This is a genomic window from Paracoccus yeei ATCC BAA-599, from assembly GCF_000622145.1.
Classification (GTDB): domain Bacteria; phylum Pseudomonadota; class Alphaproteobacteria; order Rhodobacterales; family Rhodobacteraceae; genus Paracoccus; species Paracoccus yeei.
Genome location: NZ_JHWH01000040.1, coordinates 1 through 13,402, shown reverse-complemented (window position 1 = coordinate 13,402; position 13,402 = coordinate 1). Strand labels below are relative to the sequence as shown.

The window sequence follows — 13,402 nt, the reverse complement described above, 5'->3', positions numbered from 1 at the left end:
CTTCACATAGGCCGGCGGGATGAGCCGCACCTCATGGCCCAGCTTCCCGATCTCACGACCCCAGAAATGGGCGCCACCGCACGCCTCCATCACGACGACGCAGGATGGTAGCTGGCTGAAGAACGCCAGCACCTGGTCCCGCCGAAGCTTCTTGCGCAGCACCGCTCGCCCAGAAGCGTCGGCCCCGTGAAGCTGAAACACATGCTTCGCAAGATCGAGCCCGATCGTGGTAATCTCCGACATGACCTCTCCCCTCTGTGGATCGTCCCAGACCCACCCTGGCACAGCGAAGCCGTCGGGGGGGCGGTCACATCATCAGAGCCCACTGGAACCAATCGCCATGAAATCGATGTTCTTGAAGTTGGAACGGAGGTTCCAACGGCAGCTCACGATGCCGATGCTGCCTCAAGGAGATGACTGGAATATATCAGGCATCTTGTCATGCCCATTGCCAGGCACTATTTCACGCACGCCAGCCACAAGCTCTTTTGCAGCCTTCAAAAGCCCTGTTTTCCTGATGCATTCCCGAAGGCCCTGCCTGTCATTATCGCATAACTCATAGCCATGACTTCGATGCGCGCCGCATTCCATCAGTCGAACCATTACCTGTGAGCGAGACTCATATTTTCGATATACGGAAAATCCGCAAGACGGGAAAATGATCAAAGCCAGATAACTTGCTACGGCCTTTCGTCCGGAAAGCGCCAAATTTATAGTTTTTAACTAAACGAGCTTGGCATTCTCTGCCCAGCATCGTCACGGTGATTTTGCAGACACAACTGCCACTCGCAAACTAGATGTCGTCGAAGCTGGCCTTAAAGTGCGCCTATTTCTCATTTCACATTCCCTGATATAATTCCTCCGCAACTAGTGCTCAGCTACGATCTCGCCGATCCTTTTTCTAGCGCGCAGCTTCCTGACTTTACATGTCTTATTTTTTACGCAGGTTGACGCTAGGGAGTTTGTCTCTGACGGTATCTTATTTGATTGGCGCAGATAAAAAACCGTATGCTCCTACACAGGATCAGGATTGCGGCAGATATCCCGCGGCCTCTTCCGGCGTGTCGCTCTCATCAGATCCCTTTGGCGAACCTGCTCATGACCGAGAGCGAGGTCGAGAAAATCCTTGCCCTCAACCCCACACCGGAGGATCTTCTGGGCGACCCGTGTGTGTGGGGCCGTTTCCGCGCTGGCCGTGTCCGGCAGGCCCCCTCACCTCACCTTCCAAGAACGAACATCACCTGCGTTCGGCCTTCTGCCCCGCCGATGGCGCAAGCGGCGCGGAGAAAGACAGGTCATCAGGGAAAGCACCTCCGGCATCGGCGGTCCTCCTGGCCGGGCAAGCGAGGGCAGCCGCCGGAATGGCCTCAGCGCCAGGCAAACCTCTGTCCGGTCCTGTCATTCTCACGCACCCCTGGCGCGGCATGTTCGATTGAAGATTTGAAGGCCTGTTCATTTCCTCATGCGCCGCTCCGACGCTTTCACCGCCAGAGCCATGCACGAGGCCTCACACCCCCAGCCGCGACACCGTCCAGCTGCCGGCGTGACCCCGGCGCAGATGCGCCGCGACCAGTTGGAACCCGCTTTGCGGCCAACCTCTCGGGGTGTCGATCTTCACCAGTTCGGCGATGCCGAAGCCGTGCGCCTCGAGATCGCGCAACCGCGCCTTGGTCGTCAGGTTGGTCAGCGGCGCCAGCCAGACGATGTCCGGCGCGATGCGCATGGCATGGAGGGTGAACTCCCGCAGCCGCGACCAGGGCGGGTTGGTCATCACCCAATCCACCGGCTGGCGCCAGTCGAAGAAGTCCCGGCCCTCGCCGATCTCGCACCAGTGCCGATCGAGATGGGCCGGAAAGCCATCGTGGAACGCCCCCTGCCCCCGCGCCGGATCGAGCACGCTGCCGCTCAGGCCCGGGGCGAAATGCCCGATTACCGCGGCTGCAAGTTCCGGCGGCGTCATCACCAGGTCCCGAGCCGGCGCGTTCTGGGCCGGCACCAGGCCGCGCCCGACCGGTGCCACGCCGCGCAGCATTGGCCGCAGCCCCAGAACCTGCAGCGCCCGCGCCAAGGTCGCGACGCTGCCCGCGAGCCTGCGCTCCAGGGCGATCAGCGTCGGTCGGCTGCAGCCGATCCGCCGTGCCAGTTCCGCCTGGCTGATTCCCCGCGCCTTGCGCCGCCCCGCCAGGGCAGCCGCCGCATCCTCGCCATGTGGAACCCATCCCCAGCGCAGGCCAAGCACCTTCATGACCGCAACCAGTGGGCCAAGCCCACCCTCGCCCCGTTCCAGCGCCCGCAACGTCGGCACGCTGATCCCCGTCGCACGCGCGACGTTGCCCTGCGTCATGCCCCGCGCGCGGCGGGCTGCCAGAAGAGTATCCATGTCAAGGATCGTTTGCATTACGGGCAGCAAAAAGCAAAGGATAGTTTACAGCGGGCGGCGGGGTTTGGATTTGCCGACCCAGTCGCCCCGGGTCGATCTGTTGAGGTCGAGCCCCTCCCGGTCGAAAGATCTGGCTCTGGCGATAGAGTGGTAGATGATCAGCATACTTGCCGACCAGCACATGGACCAAGAGACCCGGCCCTGGGCGGCCGCGCTCGATCGGGCGCGAGGGCAGCGGCGTTTGCACGAAGCGTTTGCAGCAAGAACAGGTCAGGCGCGGACAGACAATCCGGTTCACGATGAACCGCCCGGGGGCATATTCCAGTTCGTCAGTCACATTCTCAGCGATCCGGCGCGGGCGCCCGCCACAATCAGCGCAGGCATTGGCCCTGGGGGTCAGTTCGACCTCCATCCGGGGGATGTGGTCCGGGATCGGACGGCGTCTGGGTCTTTCCTTCTCCTCGATGTCCGGCAGCCGTCATCGCGGCGGCGGCGATCTCGCTGGTCAAGGGCCAACTGAAGCTGCTCCGCCGTCTCGGACGAGATCCCGAACCGGTGCGCCCGATGCCGGGACTGAACAAGTAGCAGTTTTGTTGCATTTGCCGCAGGAATTAACTACATATCCATGCTGGCAGCGGAAAGGGGGCGAGAATTGTCCAATGCTTTGCGTGTCATTCGGGGAGAGTTCGGACGCGTGTGTCTGCTCGACATGGACCGCCCGCTGGTTCGGCATGCGCACCACCATGTCCATTTTTTGGTGAAAGCCGAAGGAGCCGACACCTTTTTCGAGGTGCGCGGTGTAAATGTCGCACTAACCGATACACTGGGCGTCGTCATGAACGCATGGGAGCCTCATTCCTATGTCCACGACCCGAAGAAGCCCCCCACCATCATCCTCGCTTTCTATATCGAGCCCGCGTGGCTGGCATCTTACTGCTTCGACTGGCAATATATGCCCAACACGCAGATTTTTTCAGGAAACCATGTCCTGCTCGATCGGACGGCCCGCTCCTATGTACGGGAGCTGGCGCAACTGATGGTGTTACATCCTGTCCAGACAGCCGAACACGTGGCCTGCTTGTCACAGCTAATGAAGCATCTCGTGTGCACCCTTACTGATCAGCAGACATTGCGTCGGTCGCTGAGGGAACTTGCCCGGGGCAGCTCGCTGCTGCCCCCCGTGCGGCGTGCCCTGTCGCTGATCTCGCAAGAGCCCGCGATCTATAGCGACGTCGGCACTCTGACGCGGAAAGTAGGAGTTTCCCGCGCGCATCTTTACCGCATGTTTGAGGATAGTATCGGCATCCCACCGAAACTCTACGCCAATGCAGTGCGGATCGAGAGAGCGATTTCCATTGTTTCGCAGCCGAATGCGAAGATGCTGTCGATCAGCGACGATCTAGGCTTCTCTGCCCCCGCCCACTTCTCGCGCTTCTTCCACGATCATGCTGGCAGCTATCCGACCACTTGGCGCAGCGCGGTCGCTGAATAATAAATAATGAGACAACTGGGTAAGCCCGCGGACAGTATGATATCGTCTTGTCCGCGGGCAACTTGCATCCTTCTGAGAAGACCGAGGTTCACGCCTCGGCCAGGGGAGGAATGCAGGATTGTTACACACGACATCTCTTGTCGGTGACGCAGGAACGCTGGTCGGTCAGAGCGTCGCGCGTGTCGAGGATGCGACGCTGCTGACCGGAAACGGGCGATACCTAGATGATCTGCCGCAACGAAAAGATACCCGACACATCGCCTTTTTAAGGGCGGATCAGGCCCACGCCAAGATTATCTCCATCGACACCAAAGACGCTCGCGCGCTGCCCGGCGTCGTTGCCGTCCTGACAGGGGATGATGTCGCTGCGCTGACCCGGTCGATGACGGTGGGCGTCAAGGCGGATGTCGAGGCATGGCCGATGGCCCGCGACCGCGTCCGCTATGTCGGAGAGCCGGTCGCAATGGTGGTGGCCATAGACCGCTATGTGGCCGAAGATGCGGTCGACCTGATCCGCGTCGAATACGAGACCATGCCCGCCGTGGTCGATCCGATGGAGGCGCTCGCCCCGGGGGCTGAGGTGCTGCACCCGTCGCTGGGGGGCAATCTGATCTCGGAGCGCAGCTTCCGCTATGGCGATCCCGATGTTGCCTTTGCAGAGGCAGCGCACCGGGTGTCGATCTCGGTCACCTACCCCCGCAACTCGTGCACCCCTATGGAATGTTACGGCGTCGTTGCGGAATACCTGCCGTCCGAGGACATTTTCGACATTACCGCGAACTTCCAGGGTCCGTTCTCGATCCACACGGTAATCGCGCGTTCGCTGGGCGTGCCCGGCAACCGCCTGCGGCTGAGGACGCCTCCAGACAGCGGCGGGTCGTTCGGGGTCAAGCAGGGTGTTTTCCCCTATGTCATCCTGGCAGGTGTCGCGGCCAAGGTGGCGGGCTACCCTGTCAAGTGGATCGAGGACCGGCTGGAGCATCTGTCGGCGTCGGTGTCTGCAACCAACCGGGTCACGACGCTTTCGGCAGCGGTGGACGGGACAGGCCGAATCCAGGCGCTCGAATGGGATCAGGTCGAGGATTGCGGGGCCCATCTGCGCGCGCCGGAACCGGCGACGTTGTACCGGATGCACGGGAACATGACGGGTGCCTATGCGATCCGCAACGTGTCGATCCGCAACCGGGTCGTGCTGACGAACAAGACCCCGACCGGGCTGAACCGCGGCTTTGGTGGACCGCAGGTCTATTTCGCCCTGGAGCGGCTTGTCCATAAGATCGCGCTGGAACTGGGCATCGACCCGCTAGAACTGATCCGCCGCAACCTGGTCCCAACAGGTGACTTTCCATATCGCACCGCGACGGGCGCCTTGCTGGACTCCGGGGATTACAGCAAGGCCCTCTATACCGCCGCGCATGCAGGAAAACTGGACAAGCTTCTTGCCCTTCGGGACGCGGCGCGGGCCGAGGGGCGGCTTTACGGCGTCGGCTATTGCGTGGCGGTCGAGCCTTCGGTCTCGAACATGGGCTATATCACCACGGTCTTGACTCCCGACCAGCGGGCCAAGGCCGGCCCCAAGAACGGCGCGCAAGCGGTCGGTACGATCACCGTCGATCCGATGGGGACGGTGACTGTCAAGACGGCCTCGGTCCCGCAGGGACAGGGCCACCGGACGGTGCTTGCGCAGGTGGTGGGCGACATCCTGGGCCTGCCGATGGGCGACATCCGCGCCATCGTCGATGTCGACACCAGCCGCGACCCCTGGTCCATCGCGGCAGGCAACTATTCCAGCCGCTTTGCCGCCGCCGTCGCGGGCGCCGTCAGCCTGGCCGCGCAGCAGCTTCGCGGAAAGCTGGCTGAAATGGCCGCGCAGCAACTGGGCTGCGGCCCCGAGGCGATCACCTTCGCCGGGGGCAAGGTGTTCGACCGCGAAAATCCCGCCGCCGCGATCCCCTTCGGCCGGCTTGCGGGTACCTCGCACTGGGCGCCCGGTACCCTGCCCGAGGGCATCGGCCAGGCGATCAGCCAGACGGTCTTCTGGTCACCTCCGGAACTCACTGCGCCAAACGAGAAGGACGAGGTGAATTCCTCGCTCTGCCATGGGTTCATTTTCGACTTCTGCGGGGTAGAGATCGACCGGTTGACCGGGCAGGTCAGGATCGACCGCTATGTGTCGATGCATGACTGCGGGCGCATTCTGCATCCCGGCATGGTGGACGGTCAGATCCGCGGCGCCTTCCTGCAGGCTGTCGGCGCCGCACTTTACGAGGAATTTGTCTATGCCGAGGACGGATCCTTCGAAAGCGGGACCTTGGCCGACTATCTGATCCCGACGGTCATGGAGACCCCGGACATCCAGATCCTGCATTTCGAAACGCCCTCGCCATTCACGCCTCTGGGCGCCAAGGGCGTGGCCGAGGGCAACTGTATGTCAACCCCCGTCTGCATCGCCAATGCCGTCGCCGACGCCCTGTCGTGCGAAAACATCACACTTCCCATCACACCATCCAAGGTGCTGGCGATGATCGGAGGGGAGGAACGTCCGCCATCAAAGCCAATCGCCAAACCTGTGAAGGCCAAGGCGAAACCGGGCGAGCGGGCGCTGACAGGCGAGGGTGAGGCTGACGTCTCCTCCCCGCGTGAAGCTGTTTGGCACATGCTGCTGGAAGCCGAGACGCTGGCCGCCATCATTCCCGGCGCGCATGGTGTGCAGAAATTGTCGCCGGACCATTTTACCGCGACCGTGACGCTGGGCGTGGGTCCGGTGAAGGATAAATACGAGGCCGACGTCAGGCTGTCCGACATCGACCACCTGAATAGCGTGACACTGACGGGAGCCGTTACGGGAAGGCTGGGCTCGGGAGGGGGCACCGGGGTCATCCGGCTGTCCGACCTGCCAGGCGGCGGCACGCGGCTGCATTATTCCTATGTCGCAACGGTCGGGGGCAAGGTCGCCTCGGTGGGGGGGCGTCTTCTGGACGGCGCGGCGCGCGTCATCATCAGCCAGTTCTTCCAGAGTCTGGCGCGGCACGCAGGCGGCGGCGGGACAGTCCGCCCGTCCTTCCTGAAACGGATTTTCCTTCTTTTCCGGGGGCGCAGATGAAACCCGCACGCTTTTCCTTTGTTCGCCCGCAGTCGCGGCAGGAGATCTTGGACGCGCTGGCCGAACACGGGTCTGACGCCAGCGTGATCGCCGGGGGGCAGACGCTGGTCCCGATGCTGAATATGCGCTTGGCCAAGCCCAAGGTGCTGATCGACGCGGCGCGGCTGCCCGACCTTGCGCGGATCGAGGAGGAGAAAGGTAAACTCCGCATCGGTTGCGCCGTCCGCCAGGCACAGCTGGAGCAACTGCCGAACCTTGTCAGCAAGCAGCCCCTTTTGGCCCGCGCAATCCCTTTTATCGGCCATGTCCAGACACGCGCCCGTGGCACTGTCTGCGGGTCGATAGCCCATGCCGATCCCAGTGCCGAGCTGCCCCTGTGCCTGATCGCACTGCAAGGCAAGGTCCACCTGCGGACCCGCCGAAAGGCGCGAACGGTCCGGGCGGAGGATTTCTTCCTGGGCATGATGTCCACCGCGCGCGAACCCGACGAGCTGATCGAGGCGGTCAGCTATCCAACCGCCGCGCCGGGAACAGGCTTCGCCTTCCAGGAAATCGGTCGGCGCCACGGCGACTTTGCCATCGTGGCCGTAGCCGCCGTCGCCTCGGACGACGGGGTCAGCCTGACGGTGGGCGGGGTCGATGATGTCGCGCGGCGCTTCGACCTGGGCGCAGGTCGGGACGATGGGTTGGACGATGCGCTTAACGACATCGCCTGGTCGCTGAACGCGCGTGACGACCTGCACGCCTCGGCCGCCTATCGCCGCGAGATCACCCGGCGCCTCGGCCGCCATGTCATCCACCAAGCCAAAGCGGAAGCCGCCCGATGCCAGTCCTGAATGCCACGTCCCGCCACGAAGTCACCTTCCGCGTGAACGGCACCGAGCAGACCGTCCGAGTGGAAAACCGGATGCTGCTGTCTGACGTCCTGCGCCACGAGATCGGTCTGACCGGCACCCATGTCGGCTGCGAACACGGCGTCTGCGGGGCCTGCACCGTCCAGATCGACGGCGCCCCGGCCCGCGCCTGCCTTGTCCTGGCCGCGCAGGCCGAAGGCATGAATATTCGCACGGTCGAGGCGCTTGCCGCGGAAACGGGCCGCCTGTCGGTTCTGCAAGAGGCGTTCCGCGACCATCACGGCCTGCAATGCGGGTTCTGCACGTCCGGCATCCTGATGACCCTGGACGCGCTTCTGGCCGCTGACCCAGACGCGTCCGAAGGCGTCATCCGGGACGCGCTGTCCGGCAATCTGTGCCGCTGCACCGGCTACGAGCCGATCGTCCGCGCAGCCCTCGCCGCGCGCGACACGTTAAGAAAGGGAGGAAACTGAGAATGCTCGATCTTGGCACCAGCTTCTTGGCTGCCGTCAGCAGGGATCCGACGGCGCTGGCCATCGTCGATGGCGATGTCCGGCTGACCTACGAGGAATGGTATGGGCGGATTTCCGCGCTGGTTTCGTATCTGGACGGCCTGGGGGCAAGAAAAGGCGACCACGTCGTCACCCTGTTGCAGAACCGGTGGGAAAACGCCTCGTTGCACTGGGCAGCGCAGTTCGCCGGGCTGATCATCACCCCCGTCAACTGGCGCGCCACCGCCGAGGATCTGTCCCATGTCCTGACCGACAGCGGGGCGCAGCTGCTGATCTTCGACGACATCGCGGCGGACGCGGTCGCCGCCTGTCGCGAAGCCGCGACGGTGCAGCGCCTGACCCTCCGCGACCTCCAGGAGGCGCTGGCCCGAACTGCCCCGCCCGCCCAACCCCGCGCGGATGCGGATTGCATCTCGCTGATGCTTTATACCTCGGGCACCACGTCGAAGCCCAAGGGCGTGCCGCGCAGGCACCGCACGGAACGGGCCGCGGCGGTCGCGCATGTCGCACAGAACCTTTACGCCTACAAGGAACGGACGCTGGGCGTCATGCCGCTTTATCACACGATGGGGGTGCGGTCGCTGCTGGCCCATGCACTGATAAACGGTACCTTCGTCTGCCTGCCGCGCTTCAGCGTCAGTACCGCCCTGGCCCTGATCGAGAACGAGCGGATCACCAATCTCTACCTTGTGCCGACCCTGTATCACGACATGGTCAATAACCCCGACTTCTCGCCCGATCGGGTGCGGAGCGTGCGCAAGCTGGGCTATGCGGGCGCGCCGATGACCGACGGGTTGACCGCGCAGCTGGACAGGCTGTTCCAGCCCGACCTGTTCGTGAACCACTACGGCTCGTCCGAGGTCTATACCTTCTCGATCGACCAGTCCGCGGCGCGCAAGCCGGGATCGGCGGGCAGGGCCGGGCTGAACCAGATCATCCGCGTCATCCGCCTGGACGCCGAGGATGTCGACAGCCTGGCCGCCCCGCGCGAGGAAGGACAGATCATCGCACTGTTGCAGGGCGATGAGGCGTTCGAGGGCTACTGGCGGCGTCCCGACGCCGACCGCAAGGCGCTTCGCGACGGCTGGTACCTGACCGGCGACACCGGCTTTTTCGACGAGGAAGGCGACCTGTTCGTCACCGGCCGGGTGGACGACATGATCATCACCGGGGGTGAGAACGTCTCGCCGGTCGAGGTCGAAAGCTGCCTGTCGCTGCACCGGCTGGTGGACGAGGTTGCCGTGGTCGGCCTGCCCGACGAACGCTGGGGCAAGGTCGTCACCGCCTTCATCAGGCGGCGCGACCCATCCCTGACGCCCGAGATGCTGGACGAGCATTGCAAGCATTCGGGCCTGGCAAATTTCCGTCGTCCGCGCAGCTATGTTTTCGTCCGTGAAATCCCGCGGTCGCCTGTCGGCAAGCTGCTGCGCCGCTGTCTCGTTGCAGGTGAATACGAGCCTGAGAAGCTCCCGACCAACGCCTGAGCGATCTTTCAATCTCATGAACAGGACACCCAACATGCCCACCACCTATGACTTCAAGAACCCGCGACTGGCCACCCTGGACGGTTTCCGCGTCGAAATCGACGCTGCAAATGAACGCGCGGACATCATTCTGTCCCGTCCACCCTACAACGTCATCTCGATGGCGGCGCGTGATCAGCTGCGCCTCGTGTTCGAGGAACTGGACGAGGATGCAGCCGTGCGGGTTGTCGTGCTGCGAAGCGATGGGAAGGATTTCTCCTCGGGCGGCGATATCCGCGGTTTCCTGGAAGCCTCGCCCGAACATGTCTCGAAACTGGCATGGAACATTGCGGCGCCTGCACGCTGTTCCAAACCGGTGATCGCGGCAAACCGGGGATACGCCTTCGGGGTCGGCTTCGAAATCTCGCTGGCCTGCGATTTCCGCATCGCCTCGGAAACGACGCAATACGCACTGCCCGAACAGAAGCTGGGCCAGATCCCGGGCTCGGGTGGATCGGCCCGGCTGCAGAAGATCGTGGGTGTGACGCGGACGAAGCACATCGTAATGCGCTCCAAGCGTATTTCGGGGCGTCAGGCATATGATTGGGGCATCGCGACCGAGGTCGTCGCCGATGATCAACTCGAAGCAACTGTGGATGCCCTGGTGCAGGAGTTGCGGGAGTTTTCTCCCATCGCCCAGCGGACGGCCAAGAAGCTGCTGAACGACACCGACGACGCCCTTCTCTCCACCGCGATCGAGCTGGAAGGGCACTGCTACAGCCGCCTGCGCACATCGGACGACTTCCGCGAGGGGGTCGAGGCATTCCACGCCAAGCGCGCGCCCGCCTTCGTCGGCAGCTGACGCGAACCGGGGGCGACATGCGGGTCGCCCCCGCATTTTTTAGGGAGGAGAAAACATGGCTTTCATCGAAAAGGGGCCCGGCTTTGCCAGCGGCCTGCGCGACCTGCGAACCTGGTTCGGGGTCAAGCCGCTGTCGGCGGGCGTTGTCGCGGCGATCTTCGGCTGTTCCGGGCCCGCGCTGGTCGTGATCGGCGCCGCCGAGAGTGGCTCGCTGTCGCAGGGACAGACCGTTGCCTGGCTGTTCGGCATCTATTTCTTCGGCGGTCTGATCAGCCTGATCATGGCCCTTTACTACAAGATGCCGGTGGTTGGCGCCTATTCCATTCCCGGCGCGGCCATGCTGGCAGGGGCCATGGGAAGCTTTCCCTTCGACGAGATCGTCGGCAGCTTCATCATGGCCGGGGTCCTGGTGCTGGTCCTGGGGCTGACGGGCCTGGTCGGCCGGATCATGCGGTGGTTGCCGATGCCCATCGTCATGGCTATGATCGCAGGCGCGATGATCCGCTTCGGAACCGGCACTGTCGAGGCCGCCCTGAAGATGCCGCTGATCGTGGGCGGGGCCATCGCTGCGTTCTTCCTCTCCATGCGCTTCGTCAAGGCTGTTCCCCCGGTCCTGTCCGCGCTTGTCGCCGGCCTTTTGATCACGTGGTTGACCGGCGGCTTCGTTGCCTCCGAGTTGAACCAGGGCTTCATCGCGCCCGAACTGACGGCACCCAGCTTTACCTTGGGCGCGCTGCTGGCCGTCGCACTTCCCCTTGCCGTGCTGGTCCTGGGTGCCGAGAACGCGCAGGCGACCGGCGTCCTGATGGCCGAGGGCTACAAGCCGCCGGTCAACGCCATGACCATCATTTCGGGCATCGGCGGGATCGTCGCGGGGCTGGTCGGGGCGCATAACGCTAACATCGCCGGGCCGATGACCGCGATCTGTTCGTCCGAACAGGCGGGCGAGGACAAGGCAGGGCGCTATGCTGCAGCCGTCACAAATGGCGTGCTGTTCGGGTCGTTCGGCCTATTCGCCGCCGTGGCTGTGCCGCTTGTCCTGCGCCTGCCTTCGCCCTTGATCATGGCGGTCGCGGGGCTGGCGATGATCGGCGTGCTGGTTACTTCGCTGCAGGAAGCCTTTGGCGCCGCGCGCGGCCACCAAATCGGCGCCTTCACCGCGCTGGTGGTGGCGATGTCGAACGTGAACCTGCTGGGCATCTCGTCGCCCTTCTGGGCGCTGGTCGCGGGGGTGGTGGTGACGCTTGTCGCCGACCGGACCGGCAAGCCCGCGCCGCAGGCGGCCTGACACAGTGAGGATGCAAGCCATGCTGCAACACGATCCGGGCGTGCAGTGCGAAAACTTGCACCCCGCCCTCCACGACCCTTGGGACGCAGCGGCATCTTGGGAGGAAAATGTCGTCATCGCAGTTCTGGTAAAAGTCGACGGACCCGCCTATCGCAGCGTCGGCAGCGCCATGGCGATTTCCGCCGAAGGCCGGATCGCAGGCTCTATCACCTCGGGTTGCATCGAGGCCGACATCGTTCTGCACGCGCAAGAGGTTCTGGCGTCGGGGCGGGGGCGAACGCTAAGATACGGCAAGGGATCAACCTTCATGGACCTGACCCTGCCCTGTGGCGGCGCCGTGGAACTTCGCGTGTTCATGCTACGCGACCGCGCCGTGCTGGCCGAACTTGGCCACCTGCGGCGGGCCCGCGAGCACGTGTCGTTGCTGCTGGACCAGGCGGATCGGCTGCATCTGGGTGAGGGCCTTCCAAGCGTCCTGAGCATCGCCTTCGCCCCCTCGATTTCCTTCGCCATCTTCGGAACCGGTGCCGAGCCCGTCGTCTTCGCGCATCTGCTGAGCAGCTTCGGATATCGGCATGTGTTCTATTCTCATGACCGTGGCACAGTGGCCGCAGCATCGCGCCAAGGGATCAGAACGGTAGAACTGCGAAACCTGACCGAGGTGGAGCTCATCGACGCTCAGACCGCCGTGGCCCTGTTCTATCACGATCACGACTATGAACTGCCGATCCTGCAAGCCGCGCTGCGGACACCCGCCTTTTATATTGGTGCACAGGGCAGCCGTGCGACCCATGCTGCGCGCTGCGCACGTCTGCAGGAGGGGGGCGCCTCCATGGACCAGATCGCACGAGTCTATGGGCCAATGGGCCTGATCCCCGGGTCTCGTGACCCGAAAGCCCTAGCTATGTCGGTCATGGCCGAGATAATGGCCACCTTCGCGCAGGCTGCTCCGGCTCAATGCCCCTCGAAATCTGATGGATGATCGAAATCTGCCAGCCGTTCGGCTGGAACATAGAGTTGGGCGGGCCGGGGCAGCTCTCGACCCCATGATCGGCCCCTGATCTGACTGGGTCTGTGGCCTCTCCCGCGGCATTCTCCGTTCGAGGGTTGCGCCCGTTTGGCGGGCGCCGAGCCTCAAGAATGGGGGAGAGACCAGATGCAGGGTAGCACGTTTATCGAACTTGATGTCCACAAGGCGACGATCTCGGTTGCGATTGCGCAAGGCGAACGCGGCGGAGAGGTCCGCCACTGATCAGCCCCACCTGAGTGGTCCAAGTTAAAAGTTAGTGCATGACGGGCCTTTGGTCCATCGGGACGATGGTTTCCGGGGCCGGTGGGCGGTAGCCCAATGCGCTGTGTGGTCGTTTCGTGTTGTAATGCTTCCTCCATTGCTCGATCAGGATCTGTGCCTCGCGGAGGCTGTAGAAGACCTCCCCGTTCAGCATTTC

At 63.6% G+C, this 13,402-nt stretch carries 11 protein-coding genes and 1 pseudogene; 8 read left to right on the top strand and 4 right to left on the bottom strand.

All coding sequences use genetic code 11. The annotated features are described in order from the left end of the window. The 3 genes and pseudogenes from BU28_RS0116710 to BU28_RS24920 form a co-directional block, all read right to left on the bottom strand. A pseudogene (locus BU28_RS0116710) lies at positions 1-243 on the bottom strand (IS110 family transposase); the annotation flags it as partial. Between the two features lie 1,264 nt (positions 244-1,507). Continuing rightward, on the bottom strand, positions 1,508-2,380 hold the full coding sequence (locus BU28_RS24290) for a helix-turn-helix domain-containing protein (RefSeq protein ID WP_158212807.1): 873 nt from the start codon (positions 2,378-2,380) through the stop codon (positions 1,508-1,510). Position 2,381: 1 nt separating this feature from the next. Then, entirely contained in the window at positions 2,382-2,792 is a 411-nt protein-coding gene (locus BU28_RS24920; RefSeq protein WP_081791440.1) for an IS66 family transposase zinc-finger binding domain-containing protein, read from the bottom strand. A 240-nt stretch (positions 2,793-3,032) separates the two neighbouring features. Between BU28_RS24920 and BU28_RS0116700 the strand changes: the two genes are divergently transcribed. The 8 genes from BU28_RS0116700 to BU28_RS0116665 all read left to right on the top strand — a co-directional run bounded on the left by BU28_RS0116700 (position 3,033) and on the right by BU28_RS0116665 (position 12,936). Then, complete coding sequence (locus BU28_RS0116700; RefSeq protein WP_028720470.1) at positions 3,033-3,872, top strand: helix-turn-helix domain-containing protein; 840 nt, start codon at positions 3,033-3,035, stop codon at positions 3,870-3,872. A gap of 118 nt (positions 3,873-3,990) precedes the next feature. After that, positions 3,991-6,975: a xanthine dehydrogenase family protein molybdopterin-binding subunit gene (locus tag BU28_RS0116695; RefSeq protein WP_051578273.1), complete on the top strand. Its 2,985-nt coding sequence runs from the start codon at positions 3,991-3,993 to the stop codon at positions 6,973-6,975. Continuing rightward, positions 6,972-7,811 carry an FAD binding domain-containing protein gene (locus tag BU28_RS0116690; RefSeq protein ID WP_028720468.1) on the top strand — a complete coding sequence of 280 codons (840 nt, stop codon included), beginning with the start codon at positions 6,972-6,974 and terminating at the stop codon, positions 7,809-7,811. The genes BU28_RS0116695 and BU28_RS0116690 overlap by 4 nt, the downstream gene beginning before the upstream one ends. Further along, complete coding sequence (locus tag BU28_RS0116685) at positions 7,799-8,302, top strand: (2Fe-2S)-binding protein (RefSeq protein ID WP_028720467.1); 504 nt, start codon at positions 7,799-7,801, stop codon at positions 8,300-8,302. Before BU28_RS0116690 ends, BU28_RS0116685 begins: the two co-directional genes overlap by 13 nt. A gap of 2 nt (positions 8,303-8,304) precedes the next feature. Next, on the top strand, positions 8,305-9,825 hold the full coding sequence (locus BU28_RS0116680) for an AMP-binding protein (RefSeq protein WP_028720466.1): 1,521 nt from the start codon (positions 8,305-8,307) through the stop codon (positions 9,823-9,825). A gap of 34 nt (positions 9,826-9,859) precedes the next feature. Next, complete coding sequence (locus BU28_RS0116675) at positions 9,860-10,666, top strand: enoyl-CoA hydratase/isomerase family protein (protein ID WP_028720465.1); 807 nt, start codon at positions 9,860-9,862, stop codon at positions 10,664-10,666. A 55-nt stretch (positions 10,667-10,721) separates the two neighbouring features. Beyond that, positions 10,722-11,954, top strand: coding sequence for a benzoate/H(+) symporter BenE family transporter (locus BU28_RS0116670; RefSeq protein WP_028720464.1), 1,233 nt, complete (start codon positions 10,722-10,724; stop codon positions 11,952-11,954). 19 nt (positions 11,955-11,973) lie between these two features. Then, a complete protein-coding gene (locus BU28_RS0116665) occupies positions 11,974-12,936 on the top strand; it encodes an XdhC family protein (RefSeq protein WP_051578272.1) in 963 nt (320 codons plus the stop codon). A 301-nt stretch (positions 12,937-13,237) separates the two neighbouring features. Here the strand turns inward: BU28_RS0116665 and BU28_RS24915 are convergent. After that, positions 13,238-13,402: integrase core domain-containing protein (locus BU28_RS24915; RefSeq protein WP_143809745.1), on the bottom strand; the 165-nt coding region annotated here is incomplete at its 5' end.

Excerpts from the sequence above, each read along its gene's own strand:
- BU28_RS24290 (WP_158212807.1), bottom strand. The coding sequence starts at position 2,380 with ATGGATACTCTTCTGGCAGCCCGCCGCGCGCGGGGCATGACGCAGGGC.
- BU28_RS24920 (WP_081791440.1), bottom strand. The coding sequence starts at position 2,792 with ATGGAGGTCGAACTGACCCCCAGGGCCAATGCCTGCGCTGATTGTGGC.
- BU28_RS0116690 (WP_028720468.1), top strand. The coding sequence starts at position 6,972 with ATGAAACCCGCACGCTTTTCCTTTGTTCGCCCGCAGTCGCGGCAGGAG.
- BU28_RS0116685 (WP_028720467.1), top strand. The coding sequence starts at position 7,799 with ATGCCAGTCCTGAATGCCACGTCCCGCCACGAAGTCACCTTCCGCGTG.
- BU28_RS0116680 (WP_028720466.1), top strand. The coding sequence starts at position 8,305 with ATGCTCGATCTTGGCACCAGCTTCTTGGCTGCCGTCAGCAGGGATCCG.
- BU28_RS0116675 (WP_028720465.1), top strand. The coding sequence starts at position 9,860 with ATGCCCACCACCTATGACTTCAAGAACCCGCGACTGGCCACCCTGGAC.
- BU28_RS0116670 (WP_028720464.1), top strand. The coding sequence starts at position 10,722 with ATGGCTTTCATCGAAAAGGGGCCCGGCTTTGCCAGCGGCCTGCGCGAC.
- BU28_RS0116665 (WP_051578272.1), top strand. The coding sequence starts at position 11,974 with ATGCTGCAACACGATCCGGGCGTGCAGTGCGAAAACTTGCACCCCGCC.